The following is a 22485-nucleotide window of genomic DNA, read 5'->3' on the forward strand; positions in this document are numbered from 1 at the left end:
GCTGGATCCACGAGCACCCGCCTTTTCAGCCTTGCTGACGAATGCGCGCCAACAGCGCGTCGATATGCTCGATCTGCGGTGCATTGACGATCAGCGTGCGCCCCAAACCCAGCGCATGACGCTGGCAGTCGAGGCGCATGTCAGCGTCGGCGATGCTGTCCAGATCGGCGACGTGCGCCAGGCCGATGGTGCGCCGAATCAGTTCGGTGCCGCAGTATCCTATCGCGTCGCTCCAGACCTGCTGCAGGAACTGCTCGGCGTAACCCGGCGTCGCCAGCGCCGCATCGCGGCTTTGCTGATGGCACAGCGCCAGGAAACGATCGGCAAAGATCAGCCACAGCTCGCGCACATCCTGCAGCCGCTGCTCGCGCCCGGCGGCGGCGTCGCGCGGCCCGAACAGCCCCGGCTGGCCGCAATAGTTGAGCAGCAGATTGCCTAACGCAGTGCCGACATCGAAACCGATCGGGCCGTAGAAACCGAATTCAGCGTCGATCGCTTTCAATCGCCCTTCCGCCACGAAGATCGAACCGCTGTGGATATCCCCGTGCAACAACGCCTCCGCCTTGCTGAGGAAGCGATGTTTCAGGCCGGCGACCGCCAACTTCAGCGGCGCATCCTCGCGCAGCGCCTGTACCTGCGGCAACAGCGCCGCCTCGAACTGATTGCGCTCATGGTCGATATAGGGATCGGTAAAGAACAGATCTTCGGTGATCTGGCACAGTTCGGGGTTGGTGAAACGGCTGACTTCCGCCTTTTTCTGCTGCGCCGGCTGATAAAAATCGGAGGTGTGGAACAGCGTCTGCGCCAGGTATTCCGCCAGCTGACCGGCCGCCAGCGGATGATAGTTCCCCTGCACCAGTTCGCTGCGCCAGATGCGATGATCGGAGAGATCTTCCTGCACCATCACCGCCAACTCAGGATCGTGATGCAAGACTTTTACCGTATGCCGCGGGCAGAAACCGCCGTGGATCAACAGCGTTTCCGCTTCGATGCGCGCCCGATCCAACGTCAGCGGCCAGGATTCGCCCACGCAGCGCACGTAGGGCAGCGCCTGTTTGACGATCACCCGGCTCACGCCTTCGCGATCGCGGATCTTGAACACCAGGTTCAGGTTGCCGTCGCCGATCTCGTCGGCGCTGACCAGCGCCTGCGGATCGGCCACCTGCCCGTATTGGCGGGCGTATTCAACGGCATCGGCAGCCGTAAACGTACGATAAAGCGACATTCCCCAACCCCTCTGTTCTCTCTCGCTGCCCTCAGCGATTCTGTTTATTTAGACGTAAAAGCATTTGGACGTCTATACATCTGGAAGTCATGTTGGCAGAATAGCGTTTCAGATGCAATAACCTCGCAACAAGGAATTAACCGCCGATGCAAGCGCTTAACACCACCAGTTTGACCCTGCAGGACAACCGCCTTTGGATCCTCGATCAGCAAGCCCTGCCGCAGGAAAAGCGGTGGCGCGCTTGCGACAGCGTGGAGGAGTTGGTCGGGCACATTCACAGCCTGCGGGTGCGCGGCGCACCGCTGATCGGGCTGTCCGCCAGCCTGTTGTTGGCGCTGCTGGCGGAGCGCGGTCTGCCGCGCGCCGAGCTGGAGCAGGCGCTGCACACGCTGCGCGCCGCCCGCCCGACGGCGGTCAACCTGATGAACAATCTGGATCGCATGAAGCTGGCGCTGGCGGAGCCTGACTGGGCGCCGGCGATGGTGAACGAAGCGCTGCGGTTGGTGGAGGAAGATCGCCGGCTGTGCGATCGCATCGCCGATCGCGGCGCTGGGCTGGTCAAGCCCGGCAGCCGTCTGCTGACCCACTGCAATACCGGCGGGTTGGCCACCGCCGGCGTCGGCACCGCCATCGGCGTGCTGCTGCGCGCCCACCAGCAGGGCAAGGTGCAACAGGTATGGGTCGATGAAACCCGGCCGCTGCTGCAGGGCGGCCGTCTGACCGCCTGGGAACTGGGCGAGCTGGGCATTCCCTATCGCCTGATCTGCGATTCGATGGCCGCCAGCCTGATGGCGCAGGGCCAGGTCGATGCGGTGTGGGTCGGCGCGGATCGCATCGCCGCCAACGGCGACGTCGCCAACAAGATTGGCACTTACAGCCTGGCGGTGCTGGCGCACTACCATAGCATTCCATTCTACGTGGCTGCCCCGCATACCACCCACGATCCGCACTGTCCGGACGGCGCCGCCATCCCGATCGAGCAACGCGCGGCGGCCGAAGTCACCGGCGTTTCAGGCAGCTTCGGCGCCTGCCAGTGGGCGCCGGCCGAGGCGCCGGTCTACAATCCGGCGTTCGACGTCACGCCGGCAAAACTCATCAGCGGGTGGGTGTTCGACAGCGGCGTGATCACGCCGCAACAGGTTGAAGCGGGGATCTTCCGGCGGACGCTGGGTTAACGCCCGCCGGTTAACGATCAGTCCAGACGCGGATAGGCATCGGCGATCTTGTCGCCGGTGAAATGCGCCACCCAGCCTTCCGGGTTGTCGAACACCCGGATCGCGGTAAAGTGCGGCGCCGAGCCCATATCGAACCAGTGACGGGTGTTGGCCGGCACTGAGATCAGATCGTTCTTTTCGCACAGGATCTGGAAGATCTTGCCGTCCAGATGCAGGCAAAACAGCCCCGCCCCTTCAACGAAAAAGCGCACTTCATCTTCGCCGTGCGTATGTTCGGACAGGAATTTTTCACGCAGCGCCTGGCGCTGTTCGTGGTCCGGTCGCATGCTGATCACGTCCCAGCTCTGGTAGCCCTTTTCCGCCACCAGCCGGTCGATCTCATGCTGATAGGCGGCGATCACCGCCTCCGGCTGCGGATTGTCGCCCAGCTCGCGATCCGCCTGCCAACGCTCAAAGCGCACGCCGATCTGCGCCAGCTGGCGCTGGATTTCCTGCGCGTCGCGGCTCTGCCACAGCGGCTGCTGCGACGCTGTATCACTGAAAATGGTCAATCCACTCATGAGACAAACTCCCCTAAATCGATGTGATCAAAACGGCTGACCTGTGGATGCCGGCTTTGTGCGTCCGCCTCATCGCGGATCAGCTGGCAGGTATGCCAGCCGGCGGCCTGCGCCGCGTCCAGCTCCTGGTGGATATCGGACAGGAACAGCAGTTCGTCGGGCGCGATGCCGATAGCCTGCGCAATGTTGCGGTACGACGCGGTTTCACGCTTGGCGCCGACGTGCGTGTCGAAATAGCCGCTAAACAGCGGCTGCAGATCGCCGGCGTCGCTGTGGCCGAACAGCAGCTTCTGCGCCTCCACCGAACCGGAGGAATAGACGTAAAGCTGCAGCCCCTGACGCTGCCAGGCGGCCAGCTGCCCCGCGACCTCCGGGTACAGATGCCCGCGGAAATCCCCTTCGCGATAGCCGCTACGCCAGATGATGCCCTGCAGCGCCTTGAGCGCGGTGGATTTGCGGTCTTCATCCATAAAGCGGTACAGCGCGGCGATCAGCGCGTCGAGATCCGCCTGTGGCTGGTCAATTTCAGCGCGCAGCGCCGCCAGCGGCGCGGCGACTTCGCTCTCCGTGGCGTGACGGCGAACAAAATCCGCCAGCCGTTCACGGGCATAGGGAAACAGCACCTGATGCACGAAGCGAATATCGCTGGTGGTGCCTTCAATATCGGTCACGATAGCGCGGATCATTTCGCCTCCAGCAAGCGACGTTGCAGTTCACACTGGAACAGGAATTCCAGCCCTTCGAGATGGCGGCGGGCTTCCGCCACCTGGCTTCCCCAGCAATAGAGACCGTGGCCGCGCACCAGAAAACCGTACTGCAGCGGCGTGACTTCGGCATAGGCCGCCACGCGCGACGCCAGCCGGGGAATGTCCTGATCGTTATCGAAAATGGGGATCGCCACGCTGTCCAGGTGGCTGCGCTGGCCGGCGAGCGACTTTTGCATTTCGTACCCCTGCAGCACCAACGCATCGCCGCGTTCCACCCGCGACAACACGGTGGCGTTGACGGAATGGGTATGCAGCACCGCGCCAAGGTGCGGGTACAAGCGATAGAGCAGCGTATGCAGCCCGGTTTCCGCCGACGGCGTACGGCCGCTCGGCACATGATTGTCAGCAATATCCACCCGCAGAAAATCGGCGGCGCTCAGGCTGCCCTTGTCTTTGCCGGACTCGGTAACCAGGCATTGACGTTCGTCGAGGCGCAGCGACATGTTGCCGCCGGTCGCCGGACACCAGCCTTTGTCGCCAATCCAGTGGCAGGCCGCCAGTAACGCGGCAATTTGCGGATTCTCCGTCATTATTATCGTTTCCTGTTCGCTAAAGCAGTCAGCAGGCAGGCTAAGCACTTTTTCGCATTTAGCCATCTAAGCGTCTTGATTGCCAAATACTAGCATCGTGTTATATTGACGGCAATATAAGCGCCTGGAGTATTCACCTGCTATGAGCACTTCCGCATTGATTCCCGACAGTAAACTGCCTGCCCTGGGCACCACCATCTTCACCCAGATGAGCGCGCTGGCGCAGCAGCATCAGGCGATCAACCTGTCGCAGGGCTTCCCCGATTTCGACGGGCCGGACTACCTGAAAGCACGCCTGGCCTGGCATGTCGCCCAGGGCGCCAACCAATATGCGCCGATGACCGGCGTGGCGGCGCTGCGCGAAGCCATCGCCGACAAAACTGCCGAGCTGTATGGCTGGCAGCCGGACGCCACCGCCGAAGTGACCGTCACCGCCGGCGCTACCGAAGCGCTGTTCGCCGCCATCACGGCGCTGGTGCGCCCCGGCGATGAGGTGGTCTGTTTCGATCCGAGCTACGACAGCTACGCGCCGGCGGTGACGCTGGCCGGCGGCGTACTCAAACGCCTCGCCCTGCAGCCGCCCGCGTTTGCAGTGGATTGGCAACGGTTCACCGCCGCGCTGTCGCCGCGCACCCGCCTGGTGATCGTCAACACGCCGCACAATCCGTCCGCCACCGCCTGGCAGGCGGAAGACCTGCAGCAGCTGTGGCACGCCATCGCCGAACGCGAAATCTACGTGCTCAGCGACGAGGTTTACGAACATATCTGCTTCGCCAAAGGCGGCCACGCCAGCGTGTTGGCCCACCCGCAATTGCGCCAACGGGCGATCGCGGTGTCCTCCTTCGGTAAAACCTTCCATATGACCGGCTGGAAAGTGGGTTACTGCGTGGCGCCCACCACGCTGAGCGCCGAGGTGCGCAAGGTGCATCAATACCTGACCTTTTCGGTCAATACTCCGGCGCAGCTGGCGCTGGCGGATAGCCTGCGCACCGAACCGGAGCACTGGCGACAGCTGCCGGCGTTCTATCGCGCCAAGCGCGATCGCTTTGTGCAGGCGCTGGCGAGCAGCCGACTGGAAATTTTACCCTGCGCCGGTACATACTTCTTGCTGGCGGACTACAGCGCCATCTCCGATCTGGACGATGTGGCGTTCTGCCATTGGTTAACTGAGCACGTGGGCGTGGCGGCCATTCCGCTGTCGGTCTTCTGTGCCGATCCTTTCCCTCATAAATTGATCCGGCTGTGCTTCGCTAAGCAGGACGCCACGCTGGATGCAGCTGCGGAGCGGTTATGTCGACTTTAAAAATTACCCTGTTGCAGCAACCGCTGGTCTGGCGCGACGGCCTTGCTAACCTGGCCGCCTTCGACGCGTTGCTGGCGCCGATCGTCGGGCGCGATCTCATCGTCTTGCCGGAAATGTTCACCACCGGTTTTGCCATGGATGCTGGCGAGAGCGCCCTGCCCGAACAGCAGGTGATCGACTGGCTGCACGGCTGGGCGGTGAAAAGCCACGCGTTGATCGGCGGCAGCGTGGCGCTGAAAACCGCCGAAGGCGCGGTCAATCGCTTCCTGCTGGTGGAGCCGGGCGGCCAGGTGCATGCCTATGACAAACGCCATCTGTTCCGCATGGCCGGCGAACACCTGCACTACCAGGCCGGCAACCGGCGTGAAATCTTCGAGTGGCGCGGCTGGCGCATCCTGCCGCAGATCTGCTACGACCTGCGTTTCCCGGTCTGGGCGCGCTATCAGCAGGATTACGATCTGGCGCTGTACGTCGCCAACTGGCCGGCGCCGCGCAGCCGCCATTGGCAAACGCTGCTGGCGGCGCGGGCGATTGAAAATCAGGTGTATGTGGCGGGCTGCAACCGGGTGGGCGAAGACCCTAACGGCCTGAACTACAGCGGAGACAGCCTGATCATCGGCCCGCAGGGCGAGATCCTGGCGGATGCGGAGCCCGGCGCGGCCACGCGGCTGGACGCCGAGCTGTCGCTGGAAAGCCTGCAGAGTTACCGCAGCGCCTTCCCGGCCTGGCGCGACGCCGACAGCTTTCTGCGTCTTGACTGATCAAACACTCTCCCAGCCGGCGATCATCAGGCAATAGGCCTGGATCGCCAGCGCCACGTCCGCCTGCCGCACCGCTTCGGCCGGATGATGGCTGACGCCGCCGGCGCAACGCACGAACAGCATGCCGACCGGCCATTGCGCCGCCACGGCGATGGCGTCGTGTCCGGCACCGCTCGGCAGCGCCAGACTCTGCCCCTGTACCTGCTCGACGGCCGCCTGCCAGCGGCGCTGCAGATCGCTATCGCAGGCGGTGGCGTCGATGCGATAAAACGCCTCGCTGGCGAAGCGCACTCCGCGCCGCGCGCAGATCGCTTGCGCCTGCGCCAGCAACGCCGTCAATAGCGTCGCCAGCGGTGCATCCTGCGGGCCGCGCACGTCGAGCGTCAAGCGCACCTCGCCGGGGATCACGTTGACCGCGCCCGGCAGGCTCTCGATGCAGCCCACGGTGGCCACCAGGTGCGGATCGGCGGCGCAGGTCAGGGTTTCTACCGCCATCATCCATTCCGCCGCGGCCGCCAACGCATCTTTGCGCTGCCCCATCGGCACCGTGCCGGCGTGGCCCGCCTCCCCGCTAAAGACACAGTTAAGCCGACGCGCGCCGTTGATCGCCGTCACCACCCCCAGCGCCAGGTCGGCCGCCTCCAGGCACGGGCCCTGTTCGATATGCAGCTCAAAATAGGCGCGGATGTCGTGTGGCGCACGGCGCGCCTGTAGAATCGCCGCCGGATCCAGCCCGAAGTCACGCATCGCCTGCGCGATGCTAACGCCGTCGGCATCGGTACGCACCAGCCACTCTGCAGGCCACTGGCCGGTCAGGCCGCGGCTGCCCAGCAGCGTCACGCCGAAGCGCGCCCCCTCTTCATCCGCAAAACCGATCACCTCCAGCGCCAACGGCAATCGGCGCCCCTGGCGGTGATAGCGCGCCACCACTTCCAGCGCCGTAAGCACGCCGAGCATGCCGTCATAGCGCCCGGCGTTACGCACCGTGTCCAGATGCGAACCGAGCAGCAGCGCGGGGGCGCCGGGCGTTAAACCTTCATAGCGGCCGCAGATATTGCCGACGCTGTCCTGCCAAACCGCCATGCCGCTCTCGCGCATCCATTCGCCAACCAGCCGGTTGGCGCGCCGATGTTCCGCAGAAAGATAAAGGCGCGTGAGCCGATCGGGCTCCGCGCTGATCGCCGCCAGCTCGTCACAGCGCGCCATCACTCGTACGGCGGCCTGCTGCGCCTCCAGCGGCGTCATCCATGATGTCCCGCATCATAAACGTTCCAGGCGGCCTGCAATGCCTCGCCCTGCCTGCTGGCGAAACCGAGGCGGTTCAACACCGCCTCCAGCGCCGCCAGCGTTTGCAGCACGCAATCCTTGCGCGCGTTGTAGCCCATGGTGCCGATGCGCCAGATTTTTCCCTGCAGCGGGCCGAACGAGGTGCCGATCTCGATGGCGAAGTCGTTCAGCATCATCTGCCGCACCTGTTCGCCATGTACCTGCGGCGGGATCATCACGCCGAGCACGTTATTCATGCGGTGTTCAAGATCGCCGAATACCGCCAGCCCCATGCCCCGGATGCCCGCCAGCAGCGCCGCGCCGTGCAGCCGGTGGCGGGCGATGGCGTGCTCCAGCCCTTCTTCGAGGATCACCCGCGCACATTCCCGCGCCGCGAACAGCATGCTGGTGGCTTCGGTATGGTGATTGAGGCGCTCCGGTCCCCAATAATCCATGATCATGCCGATGTCGAAATAGTTGGAGTAGATCATCTCGTCGTCGCCGTCGGCGTGCTCGGCGGTGCGGATCCCCTGCTCCACGCATTTACGGCGGCGCACGATCTCTTCAAACTGCGGGCTGAGGGTGACCGGTGAACTGCCGGAGGGGCCGCCCAGGCACTTCTGCAGCCCGGCAGAGACCGCATCCAGCCCCCAGGCGTCGGTCTCCAGCGGGTTGCCGCCGAAGGAAGCGGTCGCATCGGTGTAAAACAGCACGCCGTGGCGGCGGCAGATATCACCCAGCTCATGCAGCGGCTGCAGCATGGTGGTGGACGTGTCGCCCTGCACCGTCAGCAGCAGGCGCGGACGCACCCGCTTAATCGCGTCTTCGATGCGATCGGCGCTGAACACCTCACCCCACGGTACCTCGATCGTATGCACCTCGGCACGGCAACGGCGGGCGATCTCGCACAGCAGATGTCCGAAGCGGCCAAATACCGGCACCAGCACCTTATCGCCCGGGCGAATGGCGGAAACCAGCAGCGCTTCGATGCCGGCGCGCGAGGTGCCGTCCACCAGCATCGTCCAGCGGTTTTCGGTGCGGAACAGCGCGCGATACAGCGCCATGACCTGATTCATGTAACCGGTCATCGCCGGATCGTACTGGCCGATCAGCTGGCTCGACATGGCGCGCAGCACGCGCGGATCGGCGTTGATCGGCCCCGGCCCCATCAGCAGGCGCGCCGGCGGGTTAATCTGATCGAATTGCGAGATATCCAACATGTTCATTCCCTGTCAGCTTAGTAAGTTATTGAGTTATGCCTTCAGCGTCGACATGACGTTTGTTTGCTGCCCAACAGCCTACTCCCGATAGGGATTCAGTTGAAACAAAAGATTCTTATGATCAATTAATGAAACCAAAGTAACACCATGAGGTGACCGATCCGCCTTAAACGGCGGAGGGGGAAGGAAGGAATATGATCTGCCGTGCTTAACGCAGCTCCAGTTCGTCCAGCGTCTGGAACAGTTCAGCGACGTGATGAATGCGCTGTCGCCCCTGCGCCAGCCTCTCATGCAGCAACGCATTGCTGAGCAAACTGGCCAGGCTCATGGCGGCGGCATAGCTGTCGAAGGCCGACACGCTGTCGAGCGGCACGGTCAACTGCCAGCTGGCCAACGAAAACAGCGCCTGCGCCTGCGGTTCGCAGATCAGCAGCGTCGGCACCCCGCGGCTTTGCAACAGCGTCAACACCGCCTTTATCTGGCGCGGCCGGCGGCGGAACGCCACCACCACCGCCATGTCCTGCGGTGTCAGCCCCGCCAGATCTTCCGCCAGCGTCTGCCCCGGCTGCGGCGCCAGCAGCACCTGTTCACGCACCTGCATCAGTTGCTGACGCAGGTGCATCGCCACCGGATAGCTGTTGCGCAGCCCCAACAGCATCACGCCGCGCGCCCGCGCCAGCGCGGCGATAGTCGCACTGAACTGTTCGGCATCGATCTGCTTTACCCAACGGGTGAGATTGGCCATTTCCTGCTTATAGTGCCGCGCCAACAGCGTATCGCCCTGCACCGCATCGCGGCTATCGGTCAGCGGCATGCCGCTCTGGCGCAGGGTGCGCAGCTCATCGCGCATGGCGCGGTAGTTGGGGTAGCCCAGCCGTTTGAACAAGCGGCTGACCGTGGCTTTGGAAACGCCGCTCAGGCGCGCCAGCTCGGCGCTGTTGTAGCCGATCAAATCGTCATAGTGATCGAAGATGAAGTCGGCCACCCGCTGCTCCTGCGGGGTCAGCTGTGGGTAGTCGCGGCGCAGACGTTCGTCGAACCGTTGCATTATCGTTCTCGCTGTAACCTTTGTTTCAGCGGAACATAGCACGGCCGAACTACCCGCTGGCAAGCGATTATTCGTTGATGGGAAATAACCGCGGCCAGCCCCTCTCCGGCAGCGTCGCCGGAAAAGGGCGGCGCATTCAGCACCAATAGGCCATAAAGTTAACGGTAGCGCGGTCCAGATCGCGTTCGCCGATCAGATAACGGCGCAGGGTTTTCACCGCCGAAGACTCGGCCGCCACCCAGGCATAGAAAGCGCTGCCGCCCGCCGCCCGCTCCCACAACACCTCATCGCTCAGGCTGCTTTCCGCCAAAGACTGCGCTTGCGCGCACGCCGAAGCGGGAATATCCACCCGCTGGCGCACCGCTTCCGCCAGCAACGTGCCATGCGCCAACTGGCGGCCCACATCGCGCGGCAGCCAGTAAACCTCGGCGAACGGGAAGCGGGTCAAATCCAGGCAATCCCCCGCCTGCGGCACTTCGAAGAATGCCTGCACGCGCGGCGGATTGGTCTGCTGCGCCAATTGCTCCAGAATGCCCATCGCCGCCGGCACGGCCGTTTCATCGGCGATCAACAGCGCCTGCTGCAACTGCGCCGGCGGCGCCCATTCGTAGCCGCCGCTGTCGCCGTCGAAGTCAGCGTTGGGGGCGACGGTCTGAATGGCATCACCCGGCTCGGCGTGAGTCGCCCAGGCGGAGGCCGGGCCGTTCACGCCATGCAGCACGAACTCGACGTCCATCTGATTCTGCTCACGGCGCAGCGCACGCAGCGTATAAGTGCGCATCACCGGGCGCCGCTCTTTGGGGATCGCCATGTAATCGCCATACCAGTCCGGGCTATTGGCCAACTGCGGGATCTGGCCGTCCGCCGCCGGGAACAGCAGTTTGATGCGCTGATCCGGCGCTTCCAACTTCATCCGATGAATATCCGCACCTTCAAACACGCAGCGCACCAGCGAAGGTGAAATCAGCGTTTTGCTTTTCAAGGTGATATCAAAAATTCTGTAGCTGGCGGACATGTTCTCGTTTCTCCGGCAACGGCTGTCGCTTGCACCTATGGCCGATCGGCTGCCGTGTTGACGGTGTGGGTTGCTCGATCGCGCAGCGGGTAAAATGTTAATAAAACTAATTAATTACGTTAATGTATCGCAAAAAATCATATCATGATTTTATTGATAACAAGAAACGTTATTGATAAAAGAATCATTCTCAAAAATAACGCAATAACAATATCACCTGGGAAATAAATAACGATGAAACGCAAACACCTTTGGGTTTTGAATCCTTGTCTGCTGGCGATGCTTGCGCCGACGGCTTGGGCAGAAGGTCAGAAAGCCGGCGCCGAAGAGCAGATGGTGGTCTCCGCCAGCCGTTCACACCGCAGCACGGCGGAAATGGCGCAAACCACCTGGGTGATCGAAAGCCAGGAGATCGAACAGCAGGTTCAGGGCGGCAAAGAGATCAAGGACATGTTGGCGCAGCTGATCCCCGGCATGGACGTCAGCGGCCAGGGCCGCACCAACTATGGTATGAATATGCGCGGCCGCTCAATGATGGTGATGATTGACGGCGTGCGCCTGAATTCATCGCGCAGCGACAGCCGCCAGTTGGATTCGATCGATCCATTCAATATCGATCATATCGAGGTGATTTCCGGCGCGACCTCGCTGTACGGCGGCGGCAGCACCGGCGGCCTGATCAATATCGTCACCAAAAAAGGACAACAGGAACAGCAGGTCGAGTTGCAGGTCGGCGGTAAAACCGGCTTTGGCGGCCATAACGATCACGACGAGAACGTGGCGGCGGCGGTCAGCGGCGGCAACGACAACGTCTCTGGGCGCCTGTCCGTTTCTTACCAGCGCTATGGCGGCTGGTATGACGGCAAAGGCAATGAGGTATTGATCGACAATACCCAAACCGGCCTGCAGTATTCCGATCGCCTCGACGTGATGGGCACCGGCACCCTCAACATCGACGATCATCAACAGCTGCAGCTGACCACCCAATACTACAAAAGCCAATCCGACGGCGATCACGGCCTGTTCCTGGGAGAGAACTTTGCGGCGGTGACCGGCAACGCCAAGGCATATAACAGCGGTAACTTAAATTCCGACCGCATCCCCGGCACCGAGCGCCACCTGATCAACCTGCAATATTCCAACACAGATTTCCTCGGCCAGGATCTGGTGGCGCAGGTCTACTACCGCGACGAAACGTTGACCTTCTACCCGTTCCCGACGCTGGCGGGCAAAGCACCGAACTATTACGTCAGCAGCATTGGCGCTTCGCAGCAAAAAACCGATTTCTACGGTGGCAAGCTGACGTTAAACAGCAAACCTGTCGACGCACTGACGCTGACTTACGGCATTGACGCCGAGCATGAAAGCTTCAACGCCAACCAGCAGTTCTTCAACCTGGCGAAGGCTCAGCAGTCGGGCGGCATGACGCTGGAGAACGCTTACAGCACCGGCCGCTACCCGAGCTATACCACCAGCAACCTGGCGTCGTTCCTGCAGGCCAGCTACGACATCAACCCGATCTTCACCCTGAGCGGCGGCGTGCGTTATCAGTACACCGAAAACAAGATTGATGACTTCGTCGGTTATAACCAGCAGCAGGCAATCGCCACCGGCGCCGCGACGTCCGCCGACGCTATACCGGGCGGGAAAACCGACTACAACAACGCGCTGTTCAATGCCGGCCTGTTGGCACACCTGACCGAGCGCCAGCAAACCTGGTTCAACTTCTCTCAGGGCTTTGAGATCCCGGATCCGGGCAAATATTACGGTAACGGCACCTACGCGTTGAACGGCGGACATTACCAGTTGCTGAAGAGCGTTAACGTCGGCGATTCCAAGCTGGAAGGCATCAAGGTCAATGCCTACGAGCTGGGCTGGCGCTATACCGGCGATAATCTGCGCACGCAAATCGCCGCCTACTACTCGCTGTCCGACAAGAGCATCGCCATCAACAAAACCGACATGACCATTAACGTCAATGCGGATAAGCGGCGCATCTATGGGCTGGAAGGGGCGGTGGACTACTTCTTTGAAGACAGCGACTGGAGCGCCGGCACCAACTTCAACGTTATCCGATCCGAAACCAAGGTCAACGGCGAATGGAAGAAGCTGGTAGTCGATACCGCCAGCCCATCGAAAGTCACCGCTTATGTCGGCTGGGCGCCGGGCGACTGGAATCTGCGTTTACAGTCGCAGCAAACCTTCGACGTGTCGGACGATGGCGATTACACCAAGGCCAATTCCACCCAGGGCCGCAAAATCGATGGCTACAACACCCTCGATTTCCTCGGCAGCTATACCCTACCGGTAGGGAAAATCAGCTTCAGCGTGGAAAACTTGCTGGACAAGGAATACACCACCGTTTGGGGCCAACGCGCGCCGATCCTGTACAGCCCGACCTACGGATCGCCTGAGCTGTACAGCTATAAAGGCCGCGGACGCACCTTCGGCTTGAACTATTCGGTGTTATTCTGAGGATAAGGGGCCGGTCTGCCGGCCCCGTTCATTGGGCCGCGCCGTTTTTCAGAGAACGGAAACGACGAAGCCCTGAGTTATCGCTAACTCAGGGCTTCTGAATAGTGGCGGAACGGACGGGGCTCGAACCCGCGACCCCCTGCGTGACAGGCAGGTATTCTAACCAACTGAACTACCGCTCCGCGCCATTCCCTCTTGCGGGGGAACGAGGCGCATATTACGGACGCCTCTCGGTTCCGTCAACGCCTTTTTCTCCGCAAATGAACCGTTTGCACAGTTTTTCAACGAAGATTCATCCAGTGAGGTTTTTTCACGCAAAAACGCCGTTATTCCGCCGGCGCCCCGCGCCACAGGCAGCTACCGCCCTTCTTCGCCACCAGATCCAGACGCGCCTCATGCGCCTTCACTTCTTCGTCGCTGGCGTAGACCACTTTCATCGCCGTCGCCGGGCGGACAATGCGTTGTATTTCTTGCGCGGCGTCATTTTGCTGGGTATCCCCCTCCATCTGGAACGCTATCGACGTCTGACCGCCGGTCATCGCCAGATAAACTTCCGCCAGGATCTCGGCATCGAGCAATGCGCCGTGCAGCGTACGCTTGCTGTTGTCTATCTCATAACGGCTGCACAAGGCATCGAGGTTGTTGCGCTTGCCCGGGAACAGGCGACGCGCCATCAACAGGCTGTCGGTGATGGTGCAGAAGGTCTCGGTCTTCGGGATGCCCTGCTGCAACATGCGGAATTCGTGATCCATAAAGCCGATATCGAACGCCGCGTTATGGATCACCAGCTCGCCGCCGCGGATAAAGTCGAGGAATTCCTCGGCAACCTGATCGAAGGTCGGCTTGTCGGCCAGGAAGTCGTCGCTGATGCCGTGTACGCCGTAGGCTTCCGGATCCACCAGCCGATCCGGCTTGATGTATACGTGGAAGTTGCGCCCGGTCAGGCGGCGGTTAATCACCTCCACCGCACCGATTTCGATGATGCGGTGCCCTTCGTAGTGCACCCCAAGCTTGTTCATACCGGTGGTTTCGGTATCGAGGACAATCTGTCTGGTGGTTGTAGAGATCATATTGCAGTGCTCACAGCGCTCGTTTATGTCAGACTTGGCTTTTATAAAACTGATAGGAAGAGTCTACCAGAGATGCTCAAACAGGTAGAAATTTTCACCGACGGCTCCTGCCTTGGCAACCCCGGCCCCGGTGGCTACGGCGCGATACTACGCTATAAGCAGACGGAAAAAACCTTCAGCGAAGGATTCCGTCTGACCACCAATAACCGCATGGAAATGATGGCGGCGATCGTGGCGCTGGAAGCGCTGACCGTGCCCTGCGCCGTGACGCTCAGCACCGACAGCCAGTACGTGCGCCAGGGCATCACCAGCTGGATCCATAACTGGAAGAAACGCGGTTGGAAAACCGCCGACAAAAAACCGGTCAAAAATGTCGATCTGTGGCAGCGGCTGGATCAGGCCATTCAGCGCCACGAGGTGAAGTGGGAATGGGTCAAGGGCCACGCCGGCCATCCGGAGAACGAACGTTGTGACGTGCTGGCGCGCGAAGCGGCCGGTAAACCGACGCAGGAAGACGTCGGTTACCAACCGGAAGCCTAAGGCAGCTTGCGATAGCTCTTGGTCGCGCCCACCGCGCGGCTGAGAGACGGCTTTCTCGCCCCCAGTTTCATCGGCGTGGGCGTCAGCGGCAAGGTGCGCTTACGCGCCACAATCACGCTCATGCAGCCCAGCGCCGGCAAATGGGTGCATAAAAATTTGCCGCCCTTGCGGTGCCACGGCAGTACGTGAAAACGCGCCTGGTGCAACACCTCGTAATTCAGCAGGCTGAGCCAATCCAGCAGCCGCATCTGGGTAAACATGCGGCTGACATAGGGCTGGCGACGACGCAACCCGGGCGCCAGCTTGCCCAACCCCAGCAGGCTGAACGGATTGAAACTGCTGATGACCAACCAGCCGTCGTCGATCAACACCCTGTCCACCTCACGCAGCATGCGGTGCGGATCGTCCGCATAGGACAGCGTATGTGCCAACAGGCAGGCATCTACCGACTTGGCGGCAAACGGCAGTTGATAAGCGTCGGCGACCACCTGCAGCCCTTCCCCCTCCAACCCTACGTTAACCTGATGGGAGATTGCGCATTTATCCGTGGCCAGCTCGGCGCTGAGCATGCCCATCTTCAGCAGATGGAAACCGAACAGCTTGGGCCACCAGGGTTGCAACTGCCGCTCGAGCGCTTCACGATAGTACTCCCCCCACGGCAGCTCAGCCCAGGACTGCGGGCCGGTGAGCTTTTGTAGAGTATGGGCTGGTTTCATGATTTATTATCTTCTTTCAAGCCGTTGCCAACGAGAGGTACACCATGAATCTTATCAGCATTCCCGCCTTCCAGGACAATTACATTTGGTTATTGGATGACCGACAGGGGCGCTGCATTATCGTCGATCCGGGTGAAGCGCAGCCGGTACTTGAAGCGTTGCAGCGCCTGCAGCTGGCGCCGGCGGCGATCCTGCTGACTCACCATCATCACGATCACGTCGGCGGCGTGGCGCAGATTGTCGCGCAGTACCCCGGCCTGGCCGTCTATGGGCCGCAGGAAACCGCGGACAAAGGCGCCAACCACATCGTCCATGACGGCGACACCTTTGATATCGATGGCCGTCAATACAGGACTATCGCCGTTCCCGGCCATACGCTGGGCCATGTGGCATTCTATAGTGCCCCTTATCTGTTCTGCGGCGACACCATTTTCTCCGCCGGCTGCGGCAGGCTGTTTGAAGGCACCGCCAAACAAATGTACGACTCATTTCAACAACTCGCGCAACTTCCCGATAACACCTTAATTTGCTGCGCGCATGAATATACTCTTTCAAATCTTAAGTTTGCGCGGGCTATTTTGCCGGAAGATCGAGAGATTGAAACATATCAACAACATGTTGAAGCGTTAAGGGCAAAAGGCCAAGCCAGCGTGCCGACTACATTGCAATTAGAGCGCAAAATTAACCTGTTTTTACGTTGCCATGACACTGATTTACAAAAGAAATTAGGCTTTAATTCACCACCGAAAAGCCTTCATTCAGTTTTTTCCGAATTACGCCTGCGGAAAGATAACTTCTAAGCTTTTAGTTGTGTTATTTGGCGAAGCAAAGTATTATTGCTCGTCTTTTAAGCAACTACATTGACACACACATGAAGGCTAAAGCGATATTTCTCGCCTCAGTCTTGCTAGTGGGTTGCCAGTCGTCCAGGCAGGACGCACCGGCGCCAGAACAGCATGCACAGAGTTTGTCTTCGGCTGGTCAAGATGGTGAAGCAGGAGAGTACACAGCAAATGGCCGAGCGAGCTCGGCGCGGTGGTTGGATAATAACAGTCCCGCCGCGCAACAGGACCTGTGGAACTTCATTAGCGACGAGCTGAAGATGGAGGTTCCGGAAAATTCCCGGATCCGTGATCAGAAAAGAAAGTACTTAAAAAGTAAGAGCTATCTCCACGATGTAACATTACGGGCAGAGCCGTACATGTACTGGATAGTCGGGCAGATTAAGAAACGTAATATGCCGATGGAACTGGTACTGCTACCCATAGTGGAGAGCGCTTTTGACCCACACGCCACGTCAAGTGCCAACGCCGCAGGGCTATGGCAAATCGTGCCGCAAACGGGTCGCAATTATGGTTTGAAAAACAATCAGTGGTATGACGGCCGACGCGATGTCGTCGCCTCGACAACCGCTGCGCTTAACATGATGCAGCGCTTGAACCGCATGTTTAACGGCGACTGGTTACTGACCGTAGCCGCCTATAACAGTGGTGAAGGCCGCGTGATGCAAGCGGTGAAGGCAAACAAACGCCAGGGTAAGCCAACCAATTTCTGGGCATTGTCGCTTCCGCGTGAAACGTCAATCTATGTCCCGAAAATGCTGGCGCTGAGCGACATCATCAAGAACAGCAAGAAGTACGGCGTGAAACTCCCGAAAACGGATGAAACCCGTGCGCTGGCGCGTATCGATGTCGGACAGCAGATCCAGCTGACTCAGGCGGCTGAGATGGCAGGGCTTTCAGTCACCAAGATGAAAGCGTATAACCCAGGCTACAAAAAAGGCGTTACGGCACCCAACGGGCCCCATTACATCATGGTTCCCAAAGGACATGCCGAGCAACTGAAAGACTCGCTGGCCGATGGCCAGATCGCCGTGACTCAGCCAACGACGCAGTTGGCGAAGAACAGCGGTTTGACCGGTGGCAGTTCGTATAAAGTGCGCTCCGGCGACACCTTATCGGGCATTGCCAAGCGGCTGAACGTTAAGACCAGCGATTTGCAGAGTTGGAACAACTTACGCGCCAAGAGCGCCATAAAAGTTGGGCAAACCCTGCAAGTGGCCAGCAATACTGGCAGTAACAGCAGTATCACCTACCAGGTTCGTAAAGGTGATTCGCTCGCCAGTATCGCACGTCGTCACGGCGTCGATATTAACGACGTGATGCGTTGGAATTCAACGCTCGCCAAAGGCAACCTGCAGCCAGGTCTGAAGCTGACCCTGTTTGTCGGCAACAAGCTAACGCCGGATACTTAAGTGTTCGGCACAAAAAAAGCACCCTTCGGGGTGCTTTTTTATTAGCTGCGATTCACCATACCGGCGAGTCTTTCTCCGGATGAAACTCCACCAACAGCGGGTTGTGATCCGACGCGCTGGTCACCAGCACCGACGCCTCCACCACCCCCAGATTGCGGTAAAATACGAAATCCAGTGGACGCCCGAAGGCCTTGCGGCGATGGTCGTCGGTGAAGCTCACCTCGCGCAGCGCCATCTCTCCGGCAAAGTCATACAGCGCATTGATGCGCTTGCGGCTCCAGGCGTTGAAATCCCCCGCCATAATCACCGGCCCCCGGTGACTGGCGATCTGTTCGCCTATCGGCCCCAACTGCTTGCTGTAGACGTCGACGCCCAGGCTAAAGTTCACCGCATGGATGTTTACCACCATCAACAGCTCGCCGTTGTACAGCGGATAAACGGTGATCAGGGCCGACTTGGACAGCCGCAGCAGCGGCTCTCGCTCGCGCAGCGGGCAACAGTAAACAGGATGAGCGGCCGCCAGCGTCATCACGCCGGAAGGGTGCTGCGGTAGCACAAAGGCCGGCACCTGATCGGCCGCCAGATAGTTGGCGGTAGCGTAGCTCACCAACTCTGGCGTGGTTTGCGCCTCTTGCAACAATACCAGCTGCGCGTCTTTGCCATGGTTTTTCAGCACCGAAAGCCAGTCGGCTCGCTGCTGTTTGAAAATATTCCACACCATAACGCGCAAGGCGCCGGTCGTCGGCAGCGCCGCCCCTGGCGGCAACGGCTGGTTAACGGCGCCAGGAAAGATTCGCTCAACTGGCTGACCTGCAACATACCTCATTGCATAAGTTCGTTTCGGCACGCGATTCGCCTATTACCCATTAACATGAAAACTGGCGATGAACACTCGCCAACGATGAATTGATTATACGCCTACCCTGCATAGAGGGCATGGCTTTTGCGGGCATCACCTTTTCAGTTATAGGGGCCGCCTGCAGCGATTTCAATCTTCTGACGGTATAGCTGTGTAAAGGTGAGGGGTAATAGGTGAAAAATGCGAAAAGGCCCGCAAAATGCGGGCCAGGCAGCAAGGGTTTTACGAATTAAGCCGTTTGCAGCTGAGACTTTTTATCCAGGCGGCCACTGAGGCTAACCAGCAACAATGCAACCACCACGATCAGCGCGCCAATCCAGGGGGTCTGCGCCAGCCCCAGTGAAGCAACAGTCTGGCCGCCTATCACCGAGCCGAGCGCAATGCCGATGTTGAACGCCGCGATGTTGAGACCGGACGCCACATCCACCGCATTTGGCGTGTATTGCGCGGCTTTCTGCACCACATACACCTGCAGCCCCGGCACGTTGCCGAAAGCGAACACACCCATCACAATCACCGTCAGCAAAGCGGCAATACTGTGACTGGCGGTAAACTGGAACAGCAGCAGCAAAACGGCCAGCGCGGCAAAGATAAAGCTCAACGCACGCACGGCCCCATGACGATCGGCCAGCTTGCCTCCCCAGATGTTACCCACCGCCACCGCGACGCCATAAGCCAACAGTATCCAGCTCACGGTCGGTGCAGAGAAGCCGGCCAATTCCTGCATCATCGGCGCAAGGAAGGTAAAGGTCGTGAAGACCCCGCCGTATCCCAATGCGGTAATCGCGTAAATCAGCAGCAGACGAGGATGAGTCAGCACTTTCAGCTGTTCCCGCACGCCGGCGCTGCCCTGGTTCTTGATATTGCTCGGCACCAAAATAATGCTGGCCAGCGTGGCGACAGCGCCAATCAGAGAAACGGCCAGGAAGGTCTCACGCCAGCCAAACTGCTGGCCGATGAACGTCCCCAGCGGTACGCCGGTCACCAGCGCCACCGTCAGGCCACCAAACATGATGGCGATGGCGGAGGCCGCCTTCTCTTTCGCCACCAGGCTAGTGGCGATAGTGGAACCGATAGAGAAGAACACGCCGTGCGCCAGGCCGGTCAACAACCGAGCCACTACCAGCGATTCATAACTGGGTGACTGCCAGGCCAGCAGGTTGCCGAGAGTGAACAGCACCATCAGGCCAACCAGCAACAGTTTGCGCGGTATGCGGCTGGTCAGGGCCGTCAGCACCGGCGCGCCGATGGCCACGCCGAGGGCATAGATAGTCACCAGCAACCCAGCGGACGGTACGGTCACTCCCAACTGCTCCGCGATAGTCGGAATCAACCCGACAATCACGAACTCGGTCGTGCCGATAGCAAAAGCGCTGATGGTTAAGGCAAGTAATGCGAGTGGCATTTTTTACTCCGAAATAGCATTCAAGTTGATGACGGCTATTATCGGCCTATGCTTAAATGATAAAAATGCTCAAAATTTCAAATTAACTTTGCCATTGGAGCAAAAATGAAAGCAAACTCAGACGAGCTGATCACCTTTGTCACCGTCGTGGAAAGCGGCAGTTTCAGCCGGGCGGCTGAACGCCTGGAACAAGCGAATTCCGTGGTTAGCCGAACGGTGAAAAAACTGGAAAGCAAACTGGGCGTAACGCTGCTCAACCGCACCACGCGCCAAATCAGCCTGACTCAGGAAGGAGAGAATTACTTTCGCCAGGTGCAGAAGGTACTGAACGATATGGCCGCGGCAGAAAATGCGCTGATGGAAAGCCGTCAACGCCCGCAAGGCCTGCTGCGCGTCGACGCGGCAACGCCGGTGGTGCTACACATGCTGACGCCTTTAGTGGCGGAGTTTCGCGAACGTTATCCTGAAATGTCGTTATCGCTGGTGTCTTCGGAAAACTTTATCAATTTGATCGAGCGAAAAGTGGATATTGCGATCCGCGTAGGAGAGCTGACCGATTCCACGCTGAAAGCGCGCAAACTGATGACCAGCTACCGGCATGTGCTCGCCTCCCCCGCCTATCTGGCTCAGCACGGCACGCCGCTAACGGTAGAAGATCTTGCACATCACTGCTGCATCGGCTTCAACGACCTGCCCAGTTTGAACCGCTGGCCACTGGCTTGTTCAGATGGCAGCCAGTTGGAAATCACTCCCGGCTTGACCACTAATAGTGGAGAAACCCAGCGCCATCTCTGTCTGCATGGCAACGGTATCGCCTGCCTGTCGGACTTTATGAGCGACGAAGATATCAAACGTGGAGATTTGGTTCCGATTCTGGTGGAAGCGACACTGCCGGTCGCCATGCCGATCAACGCGGTTTATTACAGTGACAGCGCCGTCAGCAACCGTCTGCGCAGCTTTATTGATTTTGTGAGTGAATACCTGAAACGATAAAAAAGGCGCCCTGATGGACGCCTTATGCTGACCACTGCGAGGAAAGATTAATCCCAGTTTGGCGCCAGGCCTTCCGGGCTAACCAGACGGCCGTTGCACTCCAGTACGGCGATCTGCGCCATATCTTCGTCGGTCAGCGCCAGTTGCTGCGCCAACAGGTTGCTCGCCAGGTTTTCTCGCTTGGTCGAGGAAGGAATAACTGCATAGCCCAGCTTCAATGCCCAAGCCAGGACAACCTGTGCTGGAGTTGCATTGTGACGAGCGGCGATGCTTTTAATCGTTTCATCCTGCAGCGCTTTGCCATAGGCCAACGTCATGTAAGAGGTGATGGCGATGCCGTGCTGCTGCGCGAATTCTACCACCTTGCGGTTCTGCAAGAACGGTGACAGCTCGATTTGGTTGGTGGCGATTTCATCGGCGCCAATCGCGTCAATCGCTTGCTGCATCAAGTCGATGGTGAAGTTAGATACGCCAATTTGGCGAGTCAGCCCCAGCTTTTTCGCTTCCAGCAACTCAGCCATAAATTCGGCAACTGGCACTTCGTCGTTGGGTGACGGCCAGTGGATCAGTGTCAGATCAACGTAGGAGGTTTGCAGTTTTTTCAAGCTTTCTTGCAGGCTTGGGATCAGTGTGCCTTTCGCCAGATTCGCGATCCAAATCTTGGTGGTGATGAACAGGTCTTCACGTTTCACGCCGCTGGCAGCGATAGCCTGGCCAACAGCCGCTTCGTTTTCATAGATCTGCGCGGTGTCGATAGTGCGATAGCCCAGCTCAAGTGCAGTGCTGACAGAATCGATAACAACCTGATCCTGAAGGCGGAAAGTACCTAAACCAAATGCAGGGATGCTCATAATGTTTTCTCTCATTAACAGGTAGATGTGGTATGAGGAAGATTATGGCAACTTTTTTATTGATCAAAAACGCCTAGTTCGGCATAAGACTTTTGATCTAAAGGCAATAATATGGAGAAAGGCGAGGCGGTAAAGAGGAACAATTCCAGACTGAAAAGCGCAAAATACAGATATGAAAAAGCCCTGAGTCGAAACTCAGGGCTTATCAATTAAGTGGCGGAACGGACGGGGCTCGAACCCGCGACCCCCTGCGTGACAGGCAGGTATTCTAACCAACTGAACTACCGCTCCACCGATTCTTTTACGTTGTATCTTTCGATACCGGCAATATCGCGCTCTGCGACTTGCGCATTACCAGTCGTCACACTGATAACGTTTATTTGATGCCTGGCAGTGTCCTACTCTCGCATGGGGAGACCCCACACTACCATCGGCGCTACGGCGTTTCACTT

21 protein-coding genes and 2 tRNA genes are annotated in these 22485 nt (G+C 59.4%); 8 read left to right on the forward strand and 15 right to left on the reverse strand.

Annotated features, from left to right (window positions below; translation table 11 throughout):
• Nucleotides 1-25: 25 nt before the first annotated feature.
• Complete coding sequence (gene mtnK, locus AC2CGI_RS23040; protein ID WP_075685768.1) at nucleotides 26-1225, reverse strand: S-methyl-5-thioribose kinase; 1200 nt, start codon at nucleotides 1223-1225, stop codon at nucleotides 26-28.
• A 146-nt stretch (nucleotides 1226-1371) separates the two neighbouring features.
• Here mtnK and mtnA point away from each other — a divergent pair, with 146 nt between their 5' ends.
• Complete coding sequence (mtnA, locus tag AC2CGI_RS23045; protein ID WP_076740195.1) at nucleotides 1372-2400, forward strand: S-methyl-5-thioribose-1-phosphate isomerase; 1029 nt, start codon at nucleotides 1372-1374, stop codon at nucleotides 2398-2400.
• Between the two features lie 17 nt (nucleotides 2401-2417).
• On the opposite strand, the gene AC2CGI_RS23050 is transcribed toward mtnA, so the two are convergent.
• From AC2CGI_RS23050 to AC2CGI_RS23060, 3 genes are read right to left on the reverse strand one after another with little or no spacing between them, the layout of a single operon-like run.
• Complete coding sequence (locus AC2CGI_RS23050) at nucleotides 2418-2960, reverse strand: 1,2-dihydroxy-3-keto-5-methylthiopentene dioxygenase (RefSeq protein WP_049241352.1); 543 nt, start codon at nucleotides 2958-2960, stop codon at nucleotides 2418-2420.
• Entirely contained in the window at nucleotides 2957-3646 is a 690-nt protein-coding gene (gene mtnC / locus AC2CGI_RS23055) for an acireductone synthase (RefSeq protein WP_021505012.1), read from the reverse strand. Before mtnC ends, AC2CGI_RS23050 begins: the two co-directional genes overlap by 4 nt.
• Entirely contained in the window at nucleotides 3643-4257 is a 615-nt protein-coding gene (locus tag AC2CGI_RS23060) for a methylthioribulose 1-phosphate dehydratase (protein WP_075685772.1), read from the reverse strand. The genes mtnC and AC2CGI_RS23060 overlap by 4 nt, the downstream gene beginning before the upstream one ends.
• Nucleotides 4258-4399: 142 nt before the next feature.
• On the opposite strand from AC2CGI_RS23060, the gene AC2CGI_RS23065 reads away from it, so the two are divergent.
• Nucleotides 4400-5560 (forward strand): pyridoxal phosphate-dependent aminotransferase, encoded by a 1161-nt coding sequence (locus AC2CGI_RS23065; RefSeq protein ID WP_076740196.1) that lies wholly within the window; start codon nucleotides 4400-4402, stop codon nucleotides 5558-5560.
• Entirely contained in the window at nucleotides 5548-6321 is a 774-nt protein-coding gene (locus AC2CGI_RS23070) for an amidohydrolase (RefSeq protein WP_076740197.1), read from the forward strand. The genes AC2CGI_RS23065 and AC2CGI_RS23070 overlap by 13 nt, the downstream gene beginning before the upstream one ends.
• Here AC2CGI_RS23070 and hpxK read toward each other — a convergent pair whose 3' ends face one another.
• The 4 genes from hpxK to AC2CGI_RS23090 form a co-directional block, all read right to left on the reverse strand.
• Nucleotides 6322-7566: an allantoate amidohydrolase gene (hpxK, locus tag AC2CGI_RS23075; protein WP_076740198.1), complete on the reverse strand. Its 1245-nt coding sequence runs from the start codon at nucleotides 7564-7566 to the stop codon at nucleotides 6322-6324. It lies immediately after the preceding gene.
• A complete protein-coding gene (locus tag AC2CGI_RS23080; RefSeq protein ID WP_015376720.1) occupies nucleotides 7563-8807 on the reverse strand; it encodes a pyridoxal-phosphate-dependent aminotransferase family protein in 1245 nt (414 codons plus the stop codon). The genes hpxK and AC2CGI_RS23080 overlap by 4 nt, the downstream gene beginning before the upstream one ends.
• 208 nt (nucleotides 8808-9015) lie before the next feature.
• Nucleotides 9016-9855, reverse strand: coding sequence for a MurR/RpiR family transcriptional regulator (locus AC2CGI_RS23085; RefSeq protein WP_015376719.1), 840 nt, complete (start codon nucleotides 9853-9855; stop codon nucleotides 9016-9018).
• 136 nt (nucleotides 9856-9991) lie between these two features.
• The gene (locus AC2CGI_RS23090; protein ID WP_015376718.1) at nucleotides 9992-10870 is read right to left on the reverse strand and encodes a siderophore-interacting protein; all 879 of its coding nucleotides are present in this window, start codon (nucleotides 10868-10870) and stop codon (nucleotides 9992-9994) included.
• Nucleotides 10871-11104: 234 nt separating this feature from the next.
• Here AC2CGI_RS23090 and AC2CGI_RS23095 point away from each other — a divergent pair, with 234 nt between their 5' ends.
• The gene (locus AC2CGI_RS23095; protein ID WP_076740199.1) at nucleotides 11105-13345 is read left to right on the forward strand and encodes a TonB-dependent siderophore receptor; all 2241 of its coding nucleotides are present in this window, start codon (nucleotides 11105-11107) and stop codon (nucleotides 13343-13345) included.
• A 105-nt stretch (nucleotides 13346-13450) separates the two neighbouring features.
• On the opposite strand, the gene AC2CGI_RS23100 is transcribed toward AC2CGI_RS23095, so the two are convergent.
• Together AC2CGI_RS23100 and dnaQ are read right to left on the reverse strand one after the other, a co-directional pair.
• Nucleotides 13451-13527, reverse strand: a tRNA-Asp gene (locus AC2CGI_RS23100).
• Between the two features lie 144 nt (nucleotides 13528-13671).
• Entirely contained in the window at nucleotides 13672-14415 is a 744-nt protein-coding gene (gene dnaQ / locus AC2CGI_RS23105) for a DNA polymerase III subunit epsilon (protein WP_004930195.1), read from the reverse strand.
• Nucleotides 14416-14487: 72 nt separating this feature from the next.
• Between dnaQ and rnhA the strand changes: the two genes are divergently transcribed.
• Nucleotides 14488-14955 (forward strand): ribonuclease HI, encoded by a 468-nt coding sequence (rnhA, locus tag AC2CGI_RS23110; protein ID WP_004930193.1) that lies wholly within the window; start codon nucleotides 14488-14490, stop codon nucleotides 14953-14955.
• Here rnhA and AC2CGI_RS23115 read toward each other — a convergent pair.
• On the reverse strand, nucleotides 14952-15671 hold the full coding sequence (locus tag AC2CGI_RS23115) for a class I SAM-dependent methyltransferase (protein ID WP_004930191.1): 720 nt from the start codon (nucleotides 15669-15671) through the stop codon (nucleotides 14952-14954). The genes rnhA and AC2CGI_RS23115 overlap by 4 nt on opposite strands.
• A 44-nt stretch (nucleotides 15672-15715) precedes the next feature.
• On the opposite strand from AC2CGI_RS23115, the gene gloB reads away from it, so the two are divergent.
• Nucleotides 15716-16471, forward strand: a complete 756-nt coding sequence (gene gloB, locus AC2CGI_RS23120; RefSeq protein ID WP_015376716.1) for a hydroxyacylglutathione hydrolase — start codon at nucleotides 15716-15718, stop codon at nucleotides 16469-16471.
• Between the two features lie 71 nt (nucleotides 16472-16542).
• Nucleotides 16543-17925, forward strand: coding sequence for a murein transglycosylase D (mltD, locus tag AC2CGI_RS23125; RefSeq protein ID WP_004930188.1), 1383 nt, complete (start codon nucleotides 16543-16545; stop codon nucleotides 17923-17925).
• Nucleotides 17926-17977: 52 nt separating this feature from the next.
• Here mltD and AC2CGI_RS23130 read toward each other — a convergent pair whose 3' ends face one another.
• Both AC2CGI_RS23130 and AC2CGI_RS23135 read right to left on the reverse strand, forming a co-directional pair.
• Nucleotides 17978-18772 (reverse strand): endonuclease/exonuclease/phosphatase family protein, encoded by a 795-nt coding sequence (locus AC2CGI_RS23130; protein WP_025160092.1) that lies wholly within the window; start codon nucleotides 18770-18772, stop codon nucleotides 17978-17980.
• A gap of 241 nt (nucleotides 18773-19013) precedes the next feature.
• Entirely contained in the window at nucleotides 19014-20189 is a 1176-nt protein-coding gene (locus AC2CGI_RS23135) for an MFS transporter (protein WP_049241338.1), read from the reverse strand.
• 105 nt (nucleotides 20190-20294) lie between these two features.
• Between AC2CGI_RS23135 and yafC the strand changes: the two genes are divergently transcribed.
• A complete protein-coding gene (yafC, locus tag AC2CGI_RS23140; RefSeq protein ID WP_004930183.1) occupies nucleotides 20295-21182 on the forward strand; it encodes a DNA-binding transcriptional regulator YafC in 888 nt (295 codons plus the stop codon).
• Between the two features lie 47 nt (nucleotides 21183-21229).
• Here yafC and dkgB read toward each other — a convergent pair whose 3' ends face one another.
• Nucleotides 21230-22033 (reverse strand): 2,5-didehydrogluconate reductase DkgB, encoded by an 804-nt coding sequence (dkgB, locus tag AC2CGI_RS23145; protein ID WP_076740200.1) that lies wholly within the window; start codon nucleotides 22031-22033, stop codon nucleotides 21230-21232.
• Nucleotides 22034-22247: 214 nt separating this feature from the next.
• Nucleotides 22248-22324: transfer RNA gene (locus tag AC2CGI_RS23150), tRNA-Asp, on the reverse strand.
• Nucleotides 22325-22485: the final 161 nt, after the last annotated feature.

The sequence above is a fragment of the Serratia sp. LSHTC3 genome (genome assembly GCF_057197125.1).

Bases quoted from the DNA above. Each gene is read 5' to 3' on its own strand.
- mtnK (WP_075685768.1), bottom strand. From the start codon at position 1,225: ATGTCGCTTTATCGTACGTTTACGGCTGCCGATGCCGTTGAATACGCC.
- mtnA (WP_076740195.1), top strand. From the start codon at position 1,372: ATGCAAGCGCTTAACACCACCAGTTTGACCCTGCAGGACAACCGCCTT.
- AC2CGI_RS23050 (WP_049241352.1), bottom strand. From the start codon at position 2,960: ATGAGTGGATTGACCATTTTCAGTGATACAGCGTCGCAGCAGCCGCTG.
- mtnC (WP_021505012.1), bottom strand. From the start codon at position 3,646: ATGATCCGCGCTATCGTGACCGATATTGAAGGCACCACCAGCGATATT.
- AC2CGI_RS23060 (WP_075685772.1), bottom strand. From the start codon at position 4,257: ATGACGGAGAATCCGCAAATTGCCGCGTTACTGGCGGCCTGCCACTGG.
- AC2CGI_RS23065 (WP_076740196.1), top strand. From the start codon at position 4,400: ATGAGCACTTCCGCATTGATTCCCGACAGTAAACTGCCTGCCCTGGGC.
- AC2CGI_RS23070 (WP_076740197.1), top strand. From the start codon at position 5,548: ATGTCGACTTTAAAAATTACCCTGTTGCAGCAACCGCTGGTCTGGCGC.
- hpxK (WP_076740198.1), bottom strand. From the start codon at position 7,566: ATGACGCCGCTGGAGGCGCAGCAGGCCGCCGTACGAGTGATGGCGCGC.
- AC2CGI_RS23080 (WP_015376720.1), bottom strand. From the start codon at position 8,807: ATGTTGGATATCTCGCAATTCGATCAGATTAACCCGCCGGCGCGCCTG.
- AC2CGI_RS23085 (WP_015376719.1), bottom strand. From the start codon at position 9,855: ATGCAACGGTTCGACGAACGTCTGCGCCGCGACTACCCACAGCTGACC.
- AC2CGI_RS23090 (WP_015376718.1), bottom strand. From the start codon at position 10,870: ATGTCCGCCAGCTACAGAATTTTTGATATCACCTTGAAAAGCAAAACG.
- AC2CGI_RS23095 (WP_076740199.1), top strand. From the start codon at position 11,105: ATGAAACGCAAACACCTTTGGGTTTTGAATCCTTGTCTGCTGGCGATG.
- dnaQ (WP_004930195.1), bottom strand. From the start codon at position 14,415: ATGATCTCTACAACCACCAGACAGATTGTCCTCGATACCGAAACCACC.
- rnhA (WP_004930193.1), top strand. From the start codon at position 14,488: ATGCTCAAACAGGTAGAAATTTTCACCGACGGCTCCTGCCTTGGCAAC.
- AC2CGI_RS23115 (WP_004930191.1), bottom strand. From the start codon at position 15,671: ATGAAACCAGCCCATACTCTACAAAAGCTCACCGGCCCGCAGTCCTGG.
- gloB (WP_015376716.1), top strand. From the start codon at position 15,716: ATGAATCTTATCAGCATTCCCGCCTTCCAGGACAATTACATTTGGTTA.
- mltD (WP_004930188.1), top strand. From the start codon at position 16,543: ATGAAGGCTAAAGCGATATTTCTCGCCTCAGTCTTGCTAGTGGGTTGC.
- AC2CGI_RS23135 (WP_049241338.1), bottom strand. From the start codon at position 20,189: ATGCCACTCGCATTACTTGCCTTAACCATCAGCGCTTTTGCTATCGGC.
- yafC (WP_004930183.1), top strand. From the start codon at position 20,295: ATGAAAGCAAACTCAGACGAGCTGATCACCTTTGTCACCGTCGTGGAA.
- dkgB (WP_076740200.1), bottom strand. From the start codon at position 22,033: ATGAGCATCCCTGCATTTGGTTTAGGTACTTTCCGCCTTCAGGATCAG.